This window comes from Ruegeria sp. AF8, assembly GCF_056541825.1.
On the sequence record NZ_JBQFYW010000003.1, the window covers coordinates 187,321 to 207,403 of the forward strand.

The 20,083-nt window shown below is 61.1% G+C and carries 18 protein-coding genes; 5 read left to right on the forward strand and 13 right to left on the reverse strand.

The features are described 5' to 3' along the window. Positions 1-271 precede the first annotated feature (271 nt). A complete protein-coding gene (locus tag ACR0AO_RS08180) occupies positions 272-1,117 on the forward strand; it encodes a fumarylacetoacetate hydrolase family protein (protein ID WP_480602270.1) in 846 nt (281 codons plus the stop codon). Between the two features lie 190 nt (positions 1,118-1,307). Then, the gene (locus tag ACR0AO_RS08185; protein WP_480602272.1) at positions 1,308-2,549 is read left to right on the forward strand and encodes an MFS transporter; all 1,242 of its coding nucleotides are present in this window, start codon (positions 1,308-1,310) and stop codon (positions 2,547-2,549) included. A 4-nt stretch (positions 2,550-2,553) separates the two neighbouring features. On the opposite strand, the gene hslV is transcribed toward ACR0AO_RS08185, so the two are convergent. After that, positions 2,554-3,111: an ATP-dependent protease subunit HslV gene (gene hslV / locus ACR0AO_RS08190; protein ID WP_480602274.1), complete on the reverse strand. Its 558-nt coding sequence runs from the start codon at positions 3,109-3,111 to the stop codon at positions 2,554-2,556. Between the two features lie 200 nt (positions 3,112-3,311). Here hslV and ACR0AO_RS08195 point away from each other — a divergent pair, with 200 nt between their 5' ends. Next, positions 3,312-3,506, forward strand: coding sequence for a DUF1127 domain-containing protein (locus ACR0AO_RS08195; protein ID WP_480602277.1), 195 nt, complete (start codon positions 3,312-3,314; stop codon positions 3,504-3,506). Between the two features lie 103 nt (positions 3,507-3,609). Here ACR0AO_RS08195 and ACR0AO_RS08200 read toward each other — a convergent pair whose 3' ends face one another. The 12 genes from ACR0AO_RS08200 to regB all read right to left on the reverse strand — a co-directional run bounded on the left by ACR0AO_RS08200 (position 3,610) and on the right by regB (position 18,727). Further along, on the reverse strand, positions 3,610-4,431 hold the full coding sequence (locus ACR0AO_RS08200; protein WP_480602279.1) for a class I SAM-dependent methyltransferase: 822 nt from the start codon (positions 4,429-4,431) through the stop codon (positions 3,610-3,612). 112 nt (positions 4,432-4,543) lie between these two features. After that, positions 4,544-4,906, reverse strand: coding sequence for a Lin0512 family protein (locus ACR0AO_RS08205; RefSeq protein WP_480602282.1), 363 nt, complete (start codon positions 4,904-4,906; stop codon positions 4,544-4,546). Next, on the reverse strand, positions 4,903-5,253 hold the full coding sequence (locus ACR0AO_RS08210; protein WP_480602287.1) for a Lin0512 family protein: 351 nt from the start codon (positions 5,251-5,253) through the stop codon (positions 4,903-4,905). Before ACR0AO_RS08210 ends, ACR0AO_RS08205 begins: the two co-directional genes overlap by 4 nt. A 97-nt stretch (positions 5,254-5,350) precedes the next feature. Continuing rightward, positions 5,351-6,718, reverse strand: a complete 1,368-nt coding sequence (locus ACR0AO_RS08215) for an MFS transporter (RefSeq protein WP_480602289.1) — start codon at positions 6,716-6,718, stop codon at positions 5,351-5,353. Between the two features lie 163 nt (positions 6,719-6,881). Continuing rightward, complete coding sequence (gene trxA, locus ACR0AO_RS08220) at positions 6,882-7,202, reverse strand: thioredoxin (protein WP_480602291.1); 321 nt, start codon at positions 7,200-7,202, stop codon at positions 6,882-6,884. Positions 7,203-7,262: 60 nt separating this feature from the next. After that, positions 7,263-10,628 carry a double-strand break repair helicase AddA gene (gene addA, locus ACR0AO_RS08225; RefSeq protein WP_480602293.1) on the reverse strand — a complete coding sequence of 1,122 codons (3,366 nt, stop codon included), beginning with the start codon at positions 10,626-10,628 and terminating at the stop codon, positions 7,263-7,265. Further along, positions 10,625-13,552, reverse strand: coding sequence for a double-strand break repair protein AddB (gene addB / locus ACR0AO_RS08230; RefSeq protein ID WP_480602296.1), 2,928 nt, complete (start codon positions 13,550-13,552; stop codon positions 10,625-10,627). Before addB ends, addA begins: the two co-directional genes overlap by 4 nt. Beyond that, a complete protein-coding gene (locus ACR0AO_RS08235; protein WP_480602298.1) occupies positions 13,545-14,231 on the reverse strand; it encodes a nucleotidyltransferase family protein in 687 nt (228 codons plus the stop codon). Before ACR0AO_RS08235 ends, addB begins: the two co-directional genes overlap by 8 nt. Then, positions 14,228-15,232, reverse strand: a complete 1,005-nt coding sequence (locus ACR0AO_RS08240) for an aminoglycoside phosphotransferase family protein (protein ID WP_480602301.1) — start codon at positions 15,230-15,232, stop codon at positions 14,228-14,230. The genes ACR0AO_RS08235 and ACR0AO_RS08240 overlap by 4 nt, the downstream gene beginning before the upstream one ends. Then, positions 15,229-15,702, reverse strand: coding sequence for a tRNA (adenosine(37)-N6)-threonylcarbamoyltransferase complex ATPase subunit type 1 TsaE (gene tsaE / locus ACR0AO_RS08245; RefSeq protein WP_480602304.1), 474 nt, complete (start codon positions 15,700-15,702; stop codon positions 15,229-15,231). The genes ACR0AO_RS08240 and tsaE overlap by 4 nt, the downstream gene beginning before the upstream one ends. A 47-nt stretch (positions 15,703-15,749) precedes the next feature. Then, positions 15,750-17,258 carry a PAS-domain containing protein gene (locus ACR0AO_RS08250; RefSeq protein ID WP_480602307.1) on the reverse strand — a complete coding sequence of 503 codons (1,509 nt, stop codon included), beginning with the start codon at positions 17,256-17,258 and terminating at the stop codon, positions 15,750-15,752. A 71-nt stretch (positions 17,259-17,329) separates the two neighbouring features. Next, positions 17,330-18,727, reverse strand: a complete 1,398-nt coding sequence (gene regB / locus ACR0AO_RS08255; RefSeq protein ID WP_480602310.1) for a sensor histidine kinase RegB — start codon at positions 18,725-18,727, stop codon at positions 17,330-17,332. 89 nt (positions 18,728-18,816) lie between these two features. Between regB and ACR0AO_RS08260 the strand changes: the two genes are divergently transcribed. Further along, positions 18,817-19,437 carry an SCO family protein gene (locus ACR0AO_RS08260; RefSeq protein ID WP_480602312.1) on the forward strand — a complete coding sequence of 207 codons (621 nt, stop codon included), beginning with the start codon at positions 18,817-18,819 and terminating at the stop codon, positions 19,435-19,437. Between the two features lie 85 nt (positions 19,438-19,522). Then, positions 19,523-20,077, forward strand: coding sequence for an ActR/PrrA/RegA family redox response regulator transcription factor (locus tag ACR0AO_RS08265; RefSeq protein WP_480602315.1), 555 nt, complete (start codon positions 19,523-19,525; stop codon positions 20,075-20,077). Positions 20,078-20,083 lie beyond the last annotated feature (6 nt).

A 20,083-nucleotide genomic window follows, 5' to 3' on the forward strand; every position in this document is an offset into this window, starting at 1 on the left:
TGGGCTCGTCCATGATTGCGGCTCTCAACCGGTTTGCCTGGGGCACGACCAAGCCCGCTGTGATCGGGCTGACAAAGCCGGTCGTAACTGAGTGTGTTACCCGCGAAATCCGTTGCAATGCGATCTGACCCTGCACATTGGGCGGCCTGTGGTTGCGCCAGCAACTGGAGGCGACAGGGGTTTGCGGCTAGGTTCGTAGTGAACTACGAGGCATTCACCATCGGCGCCGAACACATGTTCGAAAACGGATGGACGATCCAGGAGACACATCATGAAACTTCTCAGAGTGGGTGCACCAGGTCAGGAAAAGCCCGCACTTGTCGATGCGCAAGGCCGGTGGCGGGACGCATCCACGCTGGTCGGCGATTGGCGGGGTGCCGCGCTGGACCCTGCATTTCTGTCCGGTCTGACCGAAACCGACCTGACGTCTCTGCCTGAAATCGCGCAGGATCAGCGCGTCGGGCCGTGTGTCGATGGGGTCGGCAAGTTCATCTGCATTGGCCTGAACTATTCGGATCACGCGGCAGAGGCCGGGATGGAGCTGCCCAAAGAGCCGATCCTGTTCATGAAAGCGACCTCTGCGATTTGCGGCCCCGATGACGATGTGATCCTCCCGAAAGGATCGAAAAAATCGGATTGGGAGGTCGAACTGGGCGTGGTGATCGGACGCGAGGCGCGTTACGTCGACATTGACGATGCGCTGCACTTCGTTGCCGGCTACTGCATCGTGAACGATTTATCCGAACGTGAGTTCCAGTTTGAGCGCGGCGGTCAGTGGGCCAAAGGCAAAAGCGCCGACACGTTCGGACCGATTGGCCCCTGGCTTGTGACAGGCGATGAGGTTCCGAACCCGCAGGCATTGCCGATGTGGCTCAAGGTCAATGGGCATCAATACCAGAAGGGTTCCAGCGCCACCATGATCTTCGGTGTGGCGGAACTGATCTCGCACGTCTCGCAATTCATGAGCCTGCAGCCCGGTGACGTCATTAGCACGGGGACTCCACCGGGCGTGGGCATGGGACAGAAACCGCAGGTCTACCTGCAACCCGGTGACGTCATCGAACTCGGCATTGAAGGGCTGGGCGCACAGAGACAGAACGTCGTCGCTTTCGGCTAGGACGGTCCCTGCCGAAGAAACGGCACTGCGGCGTGGGCCAACGCAGGACATCAATCATATATCCGGATTCATTTAAACACCTCAGGCAAGCCCGCCATCCACCGCCACCGGCGCCCGCTGGCCCCGCCGCTAGGTGAAACGAACCCGTGCTGCTAAACTGGCGGCCAGATTTTGAAGCCGGAGGGGCAGCATGTCCACCATTGCCAAGATTACTTTACTGTTTGTTGTATTTGTCGATCTCATCGGACAGGGGCTTGTCTTCCCGATCATCAACTCGCTGATCATGGAACCTGCATCGGGTTTTTTGCCTGACGCAACCGGCACCGGCCGCCGCCATTTCTATTACGGCCTTGTCATCGGGTGCTTCTTTCTCGCGTGGTTTCTGGGGGTGGTCTACGTCTCCAAGGTGTCCGATTCCATCGGGCGCAAGAATGCGCTGCTGATCTGCCTCGGCGGCGCGCTGTTGGGCTATGTGCTGACGATCCTGTCGCTCTATCTCAACAGCCTGCTGCTCCTGATCATCGGCCGCAGCGTCACCGGTTTCACTGCCGGAAACCAGCCAATCGCGCAGGCGGCCATGATCGACGGCAGCACCGACGCCGCCGACCGCGATCGCAACATGGGCTATATCGTGACCGGGGTCAGCTTTGGCCTTGTCGGCGGCCCGATCATCGGCGCCATCCTGTCCGACAAGGCGCTGCTGGGCAGCGTCGCCACCTTCAAGACCCCTTTCTACGGCGCATTCGTACTGGTGCTGATCGCCATCTTTCTGGTCTTGTTGTTCTTCAAGGACACCCGCACGGAACGCGCCCCGTTTGTGTTCCGCCCCCGCGACATCACCGACAGCCTGATTGCGGTCCGGCAACATCCGACGGTTCTGAAAATCCTGCCGGTCTATTCGCTGTTCATGATCGCCAACGTGACCTTCTACGTTTTCGTCGACAATTTCCTGACCAGCGCCTTTGGATATGGGGTGATCGGCGGCAGCGTTGCCATGGTCGTCATCGGCGTGGCGCTGGCGTTTTCCTCGACGTTCCTGGTGAAACCGGCGCAGCAGAGGTTCAGCAAGCACGCCATTTTGCGGACATCCATGGTCGTCATGGTGCTTTCAGGTCTGGGATTTGCCTTCAGCCCAACGGGGCCGCTGGCCTATGTTCCGGTCTTTGCCTTCTATTTCCTGTTCGGCGTCGCCTATCCCACGGTGCTGGGCATTTTTTCGTCCAGCGTCAGCGAGGCGGATCAGGGCTGGGTCATGGGGGTAACAACGGCTGTGTTCTGTCTGGCCGGTGGTGTCATGTCGCTGATCGGCGGCGGATTGATGAGCGTCGACATCCGCCTGCCCTACTACATCGTCGTCATCGCCGCGATGCTGGGCCTGATTGGCATGTACCGGCGATGGAACAGCAAGGAAGTTAAGGCGCTGCTGGTCTGAACGCCTATTTCGAGATCGTCTCGACCGTCAGATTTCCATTGGTATAGACGCAGATATCGGCGGCAATCGCCATTGCCTGTCGCGCGACCTGCTCGGCGCTCTTGTCGCCGTCCATCATCGCGCGCGCCGCCGCCAGTGCGAAATTGCCCCCAGACCCTATTGCGGCCACGTCATGCTCGGGTTCCAGAACGTCCCCCGCCCCGGTGATCACCAACAGATCACTGCCATCGGTGACGATCAGCATCGCTTCGAGCTTTTGCAGGTACTTGTCGGTACGCCAGTCCTTGGCCAGCTCGACCGAGGCCCGCGCCAGCTGTCCCGGCGTCGCCTCCAGCTTGGCCTCCAGCCGCTCCAGCAGCGTGAACGCATCCGCCGTCGATCCGGCAAAGCCCGCGACAATCTCGAACCCGCCGGGGCTCAGCCGCCGCACCTTGCGCGCGGTGCCCTTGATCACGGTCTGCCCCAGGCTGACCTGACCATCCCCCGCAACGACGATTTCGCCGCCCTTCTTGACGCCGATGATCGTGGTGCCGTGCCAGCCGGGAAAGTCACTGTCTGCCATGAAAGCCTCCGTATCCTTTGACCGCAGTATATGGGCCGGGCAAAGATCGGGCGCAACCGTCATGGCGCGAGGTTCGCAAGATATGCACAAATTGCATTCCGGGGCTGTCGAGCGGGCATTTGTGAATCGCCGGCCAACCTCCTAGATGAGGCTCACAACCGACGGGGTGTCGGCTGTTTCAACACAAAGGATCGCGTAAAATGGCTACCACCGCCAACATTCATGCGCCGCTCGGAGCAGTCACCATACTTCACGCAGTGGACGCAATCGCCAACGTCAAAACTTCGTTCGTCGAATGGAATCAGGCCCGCCTGACCCGCAAGGCTTTGTCCAAACTGACCGACGCGCAGTTGAACGACATCGGGCTGACCCGCGGCCAGATCGCTCAGATCTGACCCGTATTCCAGGATCGGAACAAGCAGAATGGCCGCTCGGTTTCGGGCGGCTTTTTCATTTCGGCAATCCGTCAGATCAAAACCTGCATGCCTCCGGTGCAGATCACGCCTTGCAGATATAGCTGACGGTCAGCATCCGCCGCTCCTTCAGCCCGCGCAACTGATTGCGCGTCATGTCCCGAAATTCCGGCCCGAACAAAAGCTCTGTCGTGACCGGAATGGGTTTTGCCACGCCGGATCGCGCGGTTCTGGCCTCGAGCCATTCAAGGCTTTCCTCAGTTGAATCGATGACCCGCACTATTTCAAACCCGGCGCCTGTAAGCAGGGCCTCCATCTCGTCCGGGGACGCCGGATGGCTGCTCGAGGGTTCTCGCGCCCAGGGTGCCGGATACAGCATTTCCCCACCCTCGCCCTGCAGAATGTCATAGACCGCGAATGTCCCGCCCGCGGACAGAACCCGGCGGGCTTCCTCGTACATCCGCATCTTGTTTTCGATGTTCATCGCGACATGCACGGTGACGGCCGCATCGAATTCGTGATCACCAAACGCAAGGTTCAACGCGTCTCCTTGCTGAAACTCGGTCTTGTGCGACAGGCCAACCCAGCGTGACATTTCCGTTGCCGCTTCGCAAAATTCCGGGGTCAGATCAACGCCGACCACCGGGCAGCCGACCACCTCGGCAATCGTGCGCGACACGCCCCCAAGGCCCGAGCCGATATCCAGAACCTTCGAGTTTTCGGTCAGGTTCATGCGGTCAATCAGTTCCAGCGTCGCCGCCCTGCCGCGAAAATGAAACTCATCGACGGACTCGAGGTCCGACGGCTGCAACTCATTCGGCTGCAGCCCGTTCCGCCGCAAGCCGTCGGCAATCCTGTCGGTCAGACCACCGCCACCGCTGTAGTGCGCTGATATTCTGTTCGCCATGCGCTGTGCCTCCCTGAAATGCCAGCCCAAAGGCGAACCCGCCGACATGGGCAGCTTTCCTATTTCAGCACATCTTGGTCTTGTTTGCAGCACCGCGACCAGGTGGCGCCGATCAGCTCAGACGATATTTCCCTGCCATGTCCGGCAGGAACGCCTCGATCGCTGCAGTGGCGACAACATGGAATGTCCCGGTCTCGGCATCTTCGACATTCAGCCCGCCCCTGACGGCCCGCACCTCGGCCTGGCCACGTGGCAGGTCGGCTGCGACCTGTGCGCAATCCACCTTGTCCGGCTCCTGCACCGCAATGGTGACCTGCACCCGCATCTCGGAATGCCCGACGCCCAGTTTCGAAAACAGCGTGATCGAGGAATGGTGCAGCGCGTCCTGCACCGCCCGGCGTGCGGCCTTGGTATAGTCCTGCCCATACAGATCGTTGCCGGTGCCCATTTCCAGAATGATGCGTTTCTCGGTCATGCCGCAGGCTCCATGTCAAAGGAAACGACGATGGCGGCATTGGCGATCACGGTGCGTCCGTCCGCATGTGGCTTGTCGATGTCCAGACCGCCCTTTGTCACGGTGATGCCGGGCTGGCCATAGGGAAACACCTCCTTCAGCACCGCCACATCCACTTGCTCGGGTTGCTGCACGCCGATTTCGGCGTCGATGATCATCGCCTCTTTCGGAAAGCCGAACAACTCGGCCATGTTCACCGAGTTGCGCCACAGCGCATCCTTCAGCGCCCGTTTCGCCGCCTCGGTATAATCCTCGCGCCTCAGCGATGTGCCCATCCCGAATTCCACCAGCACCCGTGTCTTGGCCATGCCTGCTCCTGCCATCTGTTTCCGGGTCACAATGCATGTTCGTCAGCCGTCCACAAGGGTCCAGAACTCTTGCCTTGATCGGTCCAGATTCACATTCTCACCCGGGTTCCGGCCCGTCCGTCGCCGGAGCCGTGCGATCCAGCGCAATCAACCCGTACAGGAACACGCCGGCGGCCAGCATGGCGGACACCATGAACACCGACGTTATCGAACCTGTAGATGTATAGACGGTGCTGCACGCCGCGATGCCAATTGTTCCGCCCATCAGCTGGCAGGTCATGGTAATGCCGCTCACCTGCCCATGCATGTGTTCCGGCACCGAAAGCAGGACCGCGCGCCGGGGCGGCACGAACAGAAAGGTCACGACGAGGCCCCAGAAAAACAAACCAAACATGATCAGGATGAAATCCTGCAGGGCAAGGCCGATGGCAAGAACCGACATGGCGATGGATGCGCCTGACGCACCAACCAGTGACGGCATTCGGGACCCGTATTTGTCCGCCACTTTGCCCGTAACCGTCGCAATGATGATCTGAGGCACCACTGCGGGCAACAAGGCGATCCCGGCCTTGAATGGTGAAAATCCCATAACCGTTTGGAAATACATGGCCCCAAAGACAAGCATTACGATCTTCACAAACTGGGCCGTGAAGATGACCAGATTTGAGGCAAGAAAATTCGCGTCTGCGAACAGCTCAACAGCAATCAGAGGGGACGCCACTCGTCTTTCGTGGCGCACGAACTGGATCAGCAGAACCGCCCCAAGGCAAAGCGGGATCAGGGTATCCGGCTGCGACCAGCCGCGATCGGGCCCCTCCATGATTCCGAAGATCAGCAGGACCAGCCCGGCAATCAAAAACAGGGACCCGACCAGGTCAAAGCGAGTGTCTTTCGTTTGCGGCGGTTCATGCCAGAACGCCCAAACGATTGCGAACACGGCCAATACGATCGGCGGGTTGATCCAGAAAATCCAACGCCACGACAAATACTCGGTCAGCAGGCCGCCGACCATCGGCCCCAGCGCCATGAAGCAGGTACCGATGGTGCCATACAGGCCCAACGCAACACCACGTTCCTCTTTTGGAAAGGAATGCGTGACCAGAACAAGCGAGAGTGGAAAGATCATCGCTGCCGCAACGCCCTGCGCTGCCCGCGCGAAGATCAGCGCGCTGCCGCTTTCGGCAAACCCGGCAAGGATCGAAGTCGCCCCGAAAAACAGCAATCCCGCGTTGAGCAGAAACCGCGCCCCGATGATGTCTCCGATTTTCCCGGCGGCGGCGGCCAGTCCGGCAAGCATCAGCAGATAGACATTGACCACCCAATGCGCATGCAGCGCTGACAACCCAAGGTCGCCCTGGATGGTTGGCAGCGCCACGCCGATGACGGTTTCATCCAGCAGCACCACCCCGAGGATGGCACCCATCGCGCCCAGAATCCACCAACGTCTGTTGTCATGCGTTGCCATGATGAAACCGAGTATAGCACGAGATTTCGGATGGTTGGCGCGGTGCGAAAACCCGCAAATGGATTGTACAATTCGGACAATGCCCCCTGAAACCCCGGTACAATTCGCACAAAAAAAGAAGCGCCCGTCCGGGCGCTTCCTGAATTCCGGGTTTTGGCCCGCCTCAGATCGAATCGTTGATCCAGCTTTGCAGCGCCGCTTTCGGCGCAGCACCAGCCCGGTTCGACACGACCTGACCGTCCTTGAAAATGAACAGCGCCGGAATGCCCCGAACACCCAAGGCGGCAGCCGAATTCGGGTTGCTGTCGACGTCGACCTTGGCGATTTTGATCTTGCCGCCATATTCGGCGGCCAGCTCTTCCAGGGCGGGGCCGATCTGTTTGCACGGACCACACCACTCGGCCCAGAAATCCACCACAACGGGGATGTCCGAGTTCTTGACCTCGGCGTCGAAGGTTTCGTCAGTGACGGCTACGGTGGACATATTCTGTCTCCTGAATGGAATGCGCTTGGGGGATGAAAGTAGGTCCGCCACTATGGGAGGTCAAGATATCTGGGTGCGCTCAAGTGCATCAGTCACAAGATCGTGGGGCAGCCACATCAGATGCGCGGTACGGGTCCACAGGATTGCGGTGCGGATTTCGCGATCAGGATAGATCTGCGCCAGTGCCCGGGCATAGGCCCCCATCTGCCGCAACAGGCCCTCTGGGCAGGTTTCGGCGGTGTCGGGAACCGTCGCATTCGTTTTGAAATCAATGGCCTGCACTTCGGTGCCGGCCACGATCAGCCGGTCGATCACGCCGTGAACACGGCGGGAAAATAGCTGTGCGCTCACCGGAATTTCGGTCAGCGCATCCGGCGCGAAAACCTGTGCCAGATGCGGTGCGTCCAGCACCGCCTCGGCCTCAGCCCTGAGCTCATCGCGCTCCGCCGCCTGCATATCCGGAAGCAAACGGGCGCATAGCCCGGCCCGCAGGCCGGAATCGATTCCCGGCAAATGCTCCAACAGCAGGTGAATCCGTGTCCCCCGTAGCTTTGCTGCCTCTTCGTCCAGCCCCAGATCACCCGGCAGCGCCTTGGCCCCTCCCAGATCCGACGGGCTGAGAGTTTCTCGAGCGGTCTCAAACGGCGGCGCCGGGCGCCGGAACAGATCCGGCAGCGGCATTCCAGTGCCCACCGCCGCGCCCGCACGCTCCGCGACCGGCAACCCGTCCCAGTCACCATGCGACAGCCGACGGATTCCCGAACCGGCAAGCGCCGTGGCCCCGGCCCGTTCCATCGCCGCCTCGACCAAGTGATACCAGCTTGTTCCATCCTTGCCGACCTCGCCCGCCGCAGCGACGATCAACCACTTTTCGGCCCTTGTTAGAGCCACATACAACAGCCGCATCCGCTCGGCCATCTGCCTGGTCTGCGCCTGTTCACGTGCCTGTGAAATGATCTTTGGCGAGGTGTCACGCGGCACGCGCCAGACCGGTACGCCCTCGGCCTGCATCACCTCGTCATCCGTGGGTGCCCGGCGCGCGCCGGTGTCCGGCAGGATCACGATCGGCGCCTCCAGCCCTTTCGAGCCATGCACCGTCATCACCCGGATCATGTCACCTACCCCGCTCATCTGACGCTTGATCTCCAGATCGTCGGTCTGCATCCAGACGAGGAAACCCGTCAGGCTTGGAATATCGGTCCGTTCATAAGCCAGAGCCTGCGACAACAGCGCATTGATGCCGTCCTCGGCCTCGGGTCCCAGTCTTCCCAACAGCTTCCGCCGCCCGCCATGGCGCGTCAGGATGCGTTCGATCAGGTCATAGGGGCGCAGAAAATCGGTCTGGCCGCGTAAATCGTTCAGGATGGCCAGTGTTTCGGGGAATTCAACCTCGCGCCTGCGCAGCGCGGCCCACAGGTATTGTTCCTCCCGTCGGTGCGCCAGATCGAAGAGTTGCTGTTCGCTCCAGTCCAACAGTGGCGATTTCAGCACGGTGGCCAACGACAGGCTGTCTTCTGGCGTGGCGAGAAAGCTCAGAAGCGCGGCAAGGTCCTTGACCGCCAGTTCTGCGCCCACTTTCAGCCGGTCCGCCCCGGCAATCGGCAGGTCGGCAGATTTGCAGGCCCGGATGATTTCGGCAAAAAGATCGGAGCGGCGCTGCACCAGGATCAGGAAGTCACCCGGTCGCACCTTGCGACGGGCAATAGTACCGGGGGTCCCGCCGTCGTCGGGGATCATTGCGCCGTCGTCGATCATTTCCTTGATCGACCTGGCAATCCGTTCCGCCAGTATGACAGTGTGATGCCGCGCGCCGGTCCTGTCGACCGGATCGGTCCAGTCGCCATCCTCTTCATCCTCGACCTTCTCGACCACCGGCCATAGGTCGACCCGCCCCGGCAAATCCGCTTTGAAAGCCCGGTGCAGCGCGTCTTTCTGGAACCCGGCGTCAGACCGATTTTCGAACACCAGATCCACCAGTTGCAGGATCGCAGTTGACGAACGGAACGAGAATTCAAGCGTCAAGTCTTCAAGGTTAGAGCCTGATTCCGTCAGTTTCCGCCCAAACTCGCGCTGCATCCGGTCGAAGGCTTCGGGGTCGGCGCCCTGAAAGGAATAGATCGACTGCTTCTTGTCCCCGACCACGAAAATCGTGCGCTCCACACCCGAGCGCGCGCCCTCTCCGCTGGTGAATTCCTGCGCCAGTTTCTCGACCACGTCCCATTGTTCCGGGCTGGTATCCTGCGCCTCGTCCACAAGGATATGGTCGATACCGCCATCAAGGCGATAGAGTACCCAGGTTGCCACCGCCGGGTCGTTCAAAAGCTGCCGTGCCTTCAGGATCAGGTCGTCGAAATCGAGCCAGCCACGCAACTGTTTGCGCCGCTCGTATTCGGGCAGAAAGACGGCGGCAAAGCGGTGCAGGGCCAGTGATTTCTGCGCTGCCACCAGTGCCAATTCCATCTCGCGCGCTGCCGCAACGCGTTCCATGAGTTCATGAAATTGAGCAAGATGGACGCCAAGTGCTTCCTGAGCTTTTTTAGTCGGCACGGACCCAGTTTTGGCCTCGGGACGGAAGTTGTTTTCCTTTCTGTACAGAAACAGAGAATAGAGCGTTTCCAGGTCGTGCCGCTCTGGTTCCTCCCAATTGATTCCTTCCAGATCTGCCGCTAGCTCAATCATAGTTTTCGACTGAGACTTGAGAATTGGGCATGCGACTTTCATGAGACCGACTTCGCCGCCGCTAAAAACCTCGGTTAGCAACTTCTCCTCGTTGCAGCCCTGCGGAAGGCCGAACAGGCGCAGGAGGTCGCCCCAGTCGCAAGGCCCTGCAAACCCGGCGCGGTTCCGTGCGACTGCCTGCAACAGCCTGTCGAACCCGGTATCGGTGACGAACCGCGCCACCGCATCAACCAAATGCGATTGGGGGCCGTCGGCAAACTCTTCGATGATTTCTGCGCGCAGCAGGGCTGCCGCCCGGTCCTCCATTTCCGAAAATTGCGGGCTGACCCCGGCCTCCAGCGGAAAGCGGCGCAGCAGAGAGGCGCAGAACGAGTGGATGGTCTGGATCTTCAGACCACCGGGCGTCTCGATGGCGCGCGCGAACAACGTGCGCGCATGGGCCAGCCGGGCGGGATCGATCGCGCGTTCGACGCCCAGATCGGTAAGCTGCGACAGCAGCCGGGCATCGTCCAGCATTGCCCACTCGCCCAGCCGCCTGAACAGCCGGTTCTGCATCTCGCTGGCCGCTGCCTTGGTGTAGGTCAGGCACAGGATATGCTGCGGCTGCACATCGTTCAGCAACAGCCGCGCCACCCGATCGGTCAATACCCGCGTCTTGCCCGAGCCCGCATTGGCTGCCAGCCAGGTCGAGGCATCGGGCCGCGCCGCCTGGACCTGACGCTCGGTGGCCTCATCGCGGGGGGTCATTTCAGCTCCTCCGGGGTGGGAGCTGTGGTGCGGTCCCATTCACCGAAGCGTGCGAGGTGATCGTAATCGCCAATATCGGTGTCCTTATGCAGCATCCGGCGCGAGGAATAGCCCTGATCAGGCTCTGAATAGGCGGAAATAAGTTGTTTCAGCTCAGACAAGACCTTGTCGGCAGGCTCCTTGTCCAGGGGTGCGGGAACCTCTTTATACGTCCCGCCCATGCCGATAAACACCGCCTGTGCCACCGGCATCGGGTCCAGCCCCTCGAACCCGCCTTCCTCGGCGAGCGCGGCCTCGATCAGAAGCTGCTTGTCGAACTTGGCCTGCTGCGCCGCAGAGGGCGGCGCGCCGGTTTTGTAGTCATAAAGCCGCAGTGATCCCCGTGTTGTCTGGTCGATCCGGTCGGCGCGGCCGACAAGCGTGAAATCCAGCGGGTCCAGACGCATTTTCATCCTGGCCTCAAAGGCAATCGGCCCGCCATCGTTGCGACGCGCGGCTTCGGCGGCCAGAAAGGCATCGGTGATCCGTTCCAGCCGCGCCAGCCACAGCTTGCGCGCGGTGGGCCAGGCGACGTGTTTGTCAAGCAGCGCAGAGGCGCGTTTCAGGAATGCCTCGCGGGTCAGAAGCGCGCCGTCCAGTACGCTGTCCTCGACGAATTTCTCGAGGATTTCATGGATCACGATCCCTCGCAGCAACGCATCCGGGGCCTGCACCAGCGGGTCGAGCGGCCGCAGGCCCAGCACGTGCCTGGCATAGATCGCATAGGGATCGCGGATCAGCTTCTTGATCTCGGTCACCGACAATTGCCGGGGCCGCGCCGGGACCGGTGGCCGGGGCGAGGGACGCTGAGCCGGTTTAAGTCGGGGTGCGTCTTCCAGCGTTTCGGCCCAATCGAGCCATTGCCGCCCTCGCGCCCGCATCTGCGCCAGAACCTCGGGTCCACCTGCACCAGGCAGGCCCTGCAACAGATTGGTCAGGCGGTTCAGCCAGCGTGACGGTACGGTTTCGGAATCATCCGAGCGGGTGGCGCGGGTCAGCCAGACCTGCGGAGCCCCGATGGCCTGCTGGAAATCATGCGCCGACAGGCCGATACGACGTTCAGGCAGCAACAGCCCGGCCTTGTCGCGCATCTGCCGGTTCAGCCAGGGATCGGGCGCGGCGGCCTCGGGCCAGCTGCCTTCGTTCAAACCACCCAGGATCAGCAGGTCCGCGCCCTGTACCCGCGCCTCGAGCGTGCCCCATATCATGATGCGGGGATGCGGTGCGTCGCGGTCGCGCACCTCTTCGCCCGCCAATAACGCGCCCAGCAGATCGGCAAAGTCGCGGGCGGTCATGGCGCCGCCATGCGCGGCCTCATCCTCAAGCGCGGTGATCACCGCCAGCGCCTTTTGGCCTGCGTTCTTGTCCCAGAGGGTGCCGGTTTCGCCCGCGCTGCCCGCCGAGATCGCCTGCGCCAGATCGCGCAAACGCCGGACCCAACCGGCGAGAGGCAGTTCGCCTGCCACCTGCTGGCCGCAGAAATGCGTGGTCAGCCAGCGCATCCAGTTCTCGGGTGCCTCCTTTCGGATGGCAAAGCCAGTCAGGCTTGCGCTGTCGGGAAAGGGCGGGCCGTTGCGGCGCAGGTCCAGTTCCAGATCGCGAGTGTGCAGCAGATGCGTGCCGCGCTCACCGCCATCGTGACACAGCGGATGTTTCAGCAGCGTCAGCAGCGCCTCGCCATCCAGCCGTTTGACGAACAGGCCCGCCACATGGCGCAGGAACCGGCCCGGCGGCGAGAGTTGCAGCGGCAGACCGGCGCTGTCATCTGGCAGGATATTCCAGCGGTCCAGCGCGGCGCTGACCTGCCGGGTCAGCATCCGATCAGGGGTGATCAGCGCGGCGGTCTGGCCGGTTTCCGCCGCCTGCCGCAGGCGCATGGCGATGGCGAGCGCTTCGGCGCGGGGCGATTGCGCCTCGACTAGCGTCACATCTTCGGTTGCGGGGGCCAGATCGGCAAGTGCGGGGCCTTCGGTCATCCAGGCATCCGTCACCGGGGCCGGACGCAGGGCCAGGGACACCAGCCGGTTGCGGGCGGGCGACGGAGGTGCGTCATCTGTCCAACGGACGATCTGGTGCGGCTCGACCCCAAGCCCGAGCATCAGTTTGCGGAACCGGAATTGCGGGTGGTCTTCGGACAGCAATGCGTCGTCGAGGCCGAACCAGACGTAATCGGGCTGATCGAAATCGAAACCCGGCAGGATCAGCGCACCTTGGGGCAGGCGGGCCACCGCTTCCATCAGCAACAGCGTGGTCCCGCGCGAGCCGGTCGAACCCGCCAGGATCACCGGGTGATGCGGCGGGTCGGTCTGCCAATGTTCGATCAGGTTTTCGACGACCCGGCGTTGCCGCGCCTGAACGTCCAGCGCCTCGTCACCGGTTGAGATGAACCGGTCCGCGATGCCGATAAAGGCCTGTGCCCGTGCCCAGTGGCCGGACATGTCGCTGACATCAAGCTGCCGGATCGCCTTGGGGGAAACGCCTTCGCCCTGCATCTCGTCGACCAGAGTGGCAAGGCTGTCGGCCAGATCATAGAGCGTGGCCCGGGCGGCCAGATCCGGTTGCCGGTCCAGCAGCTTTCCGATCAGCTGCGTCAGCTCCAGCCGCCGGCGCAATGGCGGGATGGCCGGTGGCAGGCGGGCCAGATCGGCGCTTTCGCCCAGATCGGTGACCAACGACAGGCGTGGCAGCAGGCTGGCCGGTCCCGCATCGAACAGATCTCGTACGCGGCGGGCCATGCGGCGGGTGTTGACGATCACCTGCGTCCGCGCCAGCGCCTCGGGGGTCAGGTGTTCGGTGCGGGCCAGCAGGCCGGTAACCAGCGCCCTTGGAAAGTCCACGCCGGGAGGGATGGCAAAAACGCGCGGGCGCGGGCAGGCGTCAAACATCAGCCAGCAGCCCTTCGGCCAAAGTAATGCCCGCCGGGTGACCGACGTCGCACCATCGGCCCGGATAATGTAGCGCGTAAAGACGGCCTTGGCGCTGCATCATGTCCCATAACAGGTTGAGCGAAAAGGATGATTCCCTGAACTGCATCAGATCAGCAGTCTTGATGATCTGGGCGCCGCCATAGATCAGGCCGGGGCCACGCCGGATGCGGCCCTCTTCGTCGGCTGTGAAATCTCCGTCACCTGAATGGCCAAGCGCCTGAGACGCGGGAATGCACATCAAAAGGGCGTCCATGGTGCCGGGATTCCAGGCAGAGCGCAGCATTTCAAGCGGGTTCGGGCCGGACCAGATCGCGTCGGTGTTGAGCGTGAACACCGGATCGGACCCCAGCAACGGCAATGCGGCCCGTAGACCGCCGCCGGTATCCAGAATATCCGGCTCTTCTCGCGACAGCAGGACCCCCTTGGGTTCCAGATGCGCGGCCAGCCGGTCCGGCAGGTAGTGCAGGTTGGCCACGATACGGGCCGGACCTGCCGCCCGGGTCAGATCGAGCGCATGATCCACCAGCGGACGGCCGGCCACCTCGATTAGCGGCTTTGGCGTGTCCTTTGTCAACGCACCCATCCGCGTGCCGAAACCGGCTGCAAAAAGCATGGCTGCATCCGGGATGCGAGTCATTTGCCCCTCAGCTTTTCAAGGTTTTCCGGTGTTGGAGGCGGCAGCGCCTCGCGCAGGAAACCGGCAACCGACGCCAGCGCGGGGGTTTCCAGATCACGCATCAGCAGGGCCCATGTGGCGGGAATGAGATCAACATATCTCGGCTTGCCGTATTCGGTGGCCAATCGGGCAAAAACGCCCAGAATCCTGAGATTCCGTTGCGCGCCCAGCACCGCGTAGGCGGTTCGAAAATCGTGATCGTTCGAGCTCGTGGCCTCGACATAATGATTGATCATCTTCATCTCGACACCCGCCGAAACCTTGCGGCGGACATCCTGCAGCAGCGACACCAGATCATACGCCGGGTGGCCCAGCATGGCGCATTGAAAGTCCAGCAGTCCAACGCGCCGTATACCCTCGCGATCCGGCAGCCAGATCAGGTTTTCGGCGTGGTAGTCCCTTTGGATCAGAACTTTGGGGCCTTGCGTCTCGCGCAGCAGGATTTCCGAGAACCAGTTTTCGAACCGTTGCAAGATGTGCTGGTCCGCCTCCAAATTGATGGCAAAGGCGTATTTGGTGAAAGCCAGCGCCGCAAGTTCGGTCATCATGGTCGGGTCATAGCTGTCGAGCGGCGGCAGCGGGGCCTCGTGCAGTTGGATGAGAACATCCGTTGCCGCCTCGTACAGCATTGGTTCCATGTCCGGCTGCCGTTCAAGAACGCGGGCGAACAGATCGTCGCCCAGATCCTCAAGCAGAAGAAAGCCGTGTTCGGCATCCTCGGCCAGGATTTCCGGGGCGCTCAACCCCACGGATAACAGGTGGTTGGCAATTGCGACAAAGGGCCGGACGTCTTCGCCCTTGTCGGGCGGAGCGTCCATCAGAACGGCGGTGCGACCGGTGCCGGGGTCGGTCAGGCGTTCGTATCTGCGGTTCGAGGCATCTCCGGCCAGCGGGGAACGGGTCGCGTTGGCCCATTCAGTCCGGGCGATCAGTGCCTCGGCCAGAACCGTTCTGTTTGTCATTCGAGCGTCTCCAAAAGCGGGCGCCATTTCGGATCAGACCAGGTGATCGTAAGGTGGCGGGTATCTTCGTGTTCCAAGTCCGTTTCGAACAGCAGACTCAATGCGCCAGCGGGCTCGAGAGGGCCAAGTTTTTCCGGCCATTCGATCAGGCAAATCGCGGTGTCGAACGCGTCAGTCAACCCCAATTCCTCCAACTCGTCCACGTCGGTCAGCCGGTAGAGATCCGAGTGCCAGATTTCGCCCTTTGGCGTGTCATAGGTTTGGACAAGGGTGAAAGTCGGAGACGGGACATCTTCTGCCTCGCTTAGGAGCGATTGGATGAGGCTGCGGGCAAAATGGGTCTTGCCGCTGCCGATCTTGCCCGCCAGCAACAGACAGTCGCCGCGCCTCAGCATCGCTCCCAAACGGGCGGCGAACGCGGCAGTGTCTTGCGGGGTCACAAGCGTGATTTGGGATACGGCGGACGTCATGGCGCCACAATGGCGTCGGTCGGACTCGGCTGCAAGCGGGTTCAGGTTCAGGCCTGCTCCAGCAAGGGCATATTGGGCTTTTCAGCCGTGACTGCGAACCGCACTATGGTCGCACCGTTCTGAATTGGGCTGACCGTGCACGACACCGGGGTTCCATTCCGCAGGCTGACACATGCCGACCATTCCGCTCGGTTGTCGCTTTCGCGGGCAAAATCCCTGATCTCACCCCACACCGGCGTGGCCAGGCACTGATCCTGCCAGATCCTGGTTGCGTCCAGAACGTCCGGCTGGGTCAATCCGACGTCTTGTTCAATATCCCAAAGACGGTGATAGGCGCTGTTCGAAAAGGCCAAAGACCCGTCCGGCGAAAACACGGCAATTGCATCCGCAAGCTTGTCAAAGATCGCCTGAACCAGCTCAAGCTCGGCACGGAATTGCCGTGTCAGGGTGATCTCGGCGGTGATGTCTTCGAACAGGAACGCGACAGCGCCATCCGGGTGGGGCCGCCCGCTGACGCAATACACCGAGCCGGAGGGCAAGGACCAGGTTTCCTGAAAACTGCCATCCGCCGCCGCTTCGAGCAGGTCGTTCATCTGCTTTCTCCACCCGCCATAATTCTTGGGTTCCGGCATCATGTTCTGATTTCTCAGGCGGTCGAAAAAGCTGGAAATCTTGGGACGGCAGCTTAGAAAATCCGCCGGCAGCGAGGTTAAATCGATCAGTGCGGGGTTGAACAGCGCCAGTTGCCGGTTGCGATCGAAGATCGCAAGGCCAATGGACAGCTGAGCAAAGGTTTTTGCCAGCGTTTGAACGAATTTGCGCTGGGCGACCTCGGCCTCGACGATGGCGTTGATGTCGACGGCATAGCAAAGGATTCCCTCGTCGTGCCGCACGATCGACAGGTCGAACCACAATTTCCGGCCGGTGTCGTCGGCAGTCAGCGAGAACCGGTATTTTTTTTCCGGCTGCATATCCTCGCCCACATCTGGGAACATGGGGGCCGTCAGGTCGGTGTCCTTGCCGCGTATCTTGCGGGCCAGCGACACATAGGTGGCGTTGCACCAGCGCACCGAGGAGTCGTGATCGACCAGCCAGACCGGATAAGGAGCCTTGTCCATCATCAGGCGCAGCGGATCATTTGAGTTTCTCTGGCCCCGATGACTGTCGTCCCGATCAGACAGGTCGCGAATCTGCACGCGCACAATACCGTCTATCCATTCACAAAGGACATCCTGCTTGCACGCGCTGTCGATGGCAGGGACCACGATGGTTCCGGCAGCGCAGACGTCTTCGGGGCTTTCCGGAAATGCGGGAAAATTGCGCTGCAACAACCGCCTCAGGCCCGCCCAGTCGTGGATGTTTTCATGCCCCGCCAGGGCAATATCGGAATGCGTGACCAGATCATGCCCGGCAAACAGAAAGACCGAATTGTGCAACGTTGCGGGCGACAACAACCCATAGGCGGTGTTGCGGCGCCGTTGCCGGGGGGCCAGCCACAAAACCGCAAGGCCGGAGGAAACAAGGCAGAGGCCTGCCAATGCGATCCAGTCAATCATGGCTGAGTAATGCGTTTGTCCGAACGGCCATGAGCGATCCTTGGGCGGGAATGGTTAATGGATCGTTAATTTTACACCGGGATATGTTGGTTCTGTCCTGACGGAACCGGGTTGTCCCCAAGTTGCGCATCAATCAGATTTCGTGGCCAGATCACTTTGACGATGGCGCCGCGCCGGTCCGGCAAATCCGTGAGTGTCTGGTATGGATCCGCGCCATTGGCGAATTTCAGTTCGGCACCGCTGCGTTCCAGCAACGTCTTTGCAATGAAAAGCCCCAGACCCATGCCTTCGTATTCGGGGCGTGTCTTTTGTTCGGATTCCGTGCGGCGCTTGCGAACGAACGGGTCACCGATACGGCCGATCATGTGTGCCGGATATCCGCGCCCGTCGTCCATGATGTTGATGATGATCCAGTTGTCGGTCCACTCCGCTTCGACCCAGACATTCGCGCGGGCAAAGTCCACCGCGTTCTGGATCAGGTTTCGCAAACCGTGAATGATTTCGGGCTTGCGCAGGATCGAGGGCTGCTGGACATCGCCGCCGGGGCTGGGACCTTCGTGAAAATGCACGTGTTTCCCACGGTTTACATGGGGTTCGGCAGATTCGTGAATCACGGTCGACAACGGCGCCTGGCGCAAATGCAGGTCATCCTTGCCGACGCGCCCCATGTCGCGCAGGATGTCGCGGCATCTGTCGGCCTGCTCGCGGATCAGGGCGGCGTCTTCGCGCAGGTCCGGCCGGTCGTCGAGTTCCTCGATCAATTCCGAGCTGGCCAGTTTTATTGTTGCCAGCGGCGTTCCCAGCTCATGCGCGGCGGCAGCGACCACGCCGCCGAGATCGGTCAGTTTTTGCTCGCGCGCCAGGGCCAGATGGGTTGCGGCAAGCGCTTCGGACATGGACTGAACCTCGGAACTGATCCGATAGGAATACCCCCCCAGAAACACGATGGCGATGACGATGGCGACCCAGTTCCCGAACACGAAGATGTCCGGGATTCGCAAAATGAAACCCATGTCGGTTCTGAGCGGCAGGTGATAGACGGCCAGCAGAGTTACCAGAATGACGGCCACGGCACCGATGATCAGGGTCGAGCGCAGGCTCATCACGTTGGCGGAAATGGTCACCGGGCCCAGCAGCAACAGCGCGAACGGATTGTGCAAGCCTCCGGTCAGGTACAGCAGGAACGCCAGTTGCAGCAGGTCGAACAGAACCATCAGGAAGTTTTCGAACTCGGTCACCCGCTTGTTCTCGGGGAACAGGAAGATCGCGACCAGGTTGCCCATCACCGAAATTCCGATGGCGAAATAGCAAAGCCCGAGTTCCAGCTGAAGGTCATAGAAACGCTGGGCGACGGTGATCGCGGTGATCTGTCCGACGATGGCCACCCAACGCAGCAGGATCAGCGTTCGCAGACGAATCCAACTGCTGCGCGCTTGCCCGCGCCAAAGGCTCATATTGGAATCCGGCATCCGTCGATTATGTCCTGTTGCAAAGGCTGGCTTTCTTGATAGGTGTCCGCCGCAAGACGATCAACAACCCAAGTTCAAGGTTCCGCCCTATGACCCGATTTTATTCCATTGTTGCCGCCGCCGTTCTGCTTGTCGTTCTGGGCGCCACCTGGGTCTTGACGCTTGGGCGCGGATCGGACGATCAGTTTGCGCAATGCCGTTCAAGTCAGATCGCAGGTGGCGCAGGATCGATTGGCGGACCGTTCGAACTGGTCAATGCCAAGGGTGAGACCGTGACCGACAAGGATGTGCTGACCGAACCGTCGCTTCTTTATTTCGGCTATACGTTTTGCCCGGACGTCTGCCCGCTTGACACATCGCGCAATGCCGAGGCCGTGGACATTCTTGAACAGCGTGGTCAGATTGTAACGCCGGTATTCATCTCGGTCGACCCCGACCGGGATACACCCGAAGTGGTCGGCGACTTTGCCTTTAACCTGCATGAACGGATGATTGGCCTGACAGGCTCGCCCGAGCAGGTCAAGGCGGCCAGCAAGGCCTACAAGACCTATTACAAGGCACAAGACAAAAGCGATGAGTACTATCTGGTCGATCATTCGACCTTTTCCTATCTGGTCTTGCCGGAACATGGTTTTGTCGAGTTTTTCAAGCGTGACGATACGCCCGAACAGATGGCCGACAAGATCGGCTGTTTCGTAGAAAACATGTAGGTGCGATAGGGCGTTTGACCTTTCCCGAGGTGCTGGTAATACTCGCCGACAGGGCAAAGAACGCAGAAACGCAGAAAGAATGAGCATGGCCGACACTTCCCAGCTTGAAATCGGACCCGACAAGTCGCTTTTGCTGGTGGATGACGACGAGCCGTTTCTGCGGCGTCTGGCCAAGGCCATGGAAAAGCGCGGGTTCGAGATTGAAACCGCCGCTTCGGTCGCGGCGGGACGCGCCATCGCAACCGCCCGCCCGCCGGCCTTTGCGGTGGTGGACCTGCGGCTTGAGGATGGCAACGGACTGGACGTGGTCGAGGTGCTGCGCGAAAAACGCCCCGATTGCCGGGTTGTGGTTCTGACCGGATACGGCGCAATTGCCACTGCCGTTGCGGCGGTCAAGATCGGCGCCACGGATTACCTGTCGAAACCGGCCGATGCGACGGACATCACCAACGCGCTGCTGGCCAAGGATGACGAGTTGCCGCCGCCGCCTGAAAACCCGATGAGCGCGGACCGCGTGCGTTGGGAGCATATTCAACGGGTCTATGAGCTGTGCGACCGCAACGTCTCCGAAACCGCGCGGCGGCTGAACATGCACCGCCGGACCTTGCAGCGGATATTGGCCAAGCGCAGTCCGCGGTAAACTCAA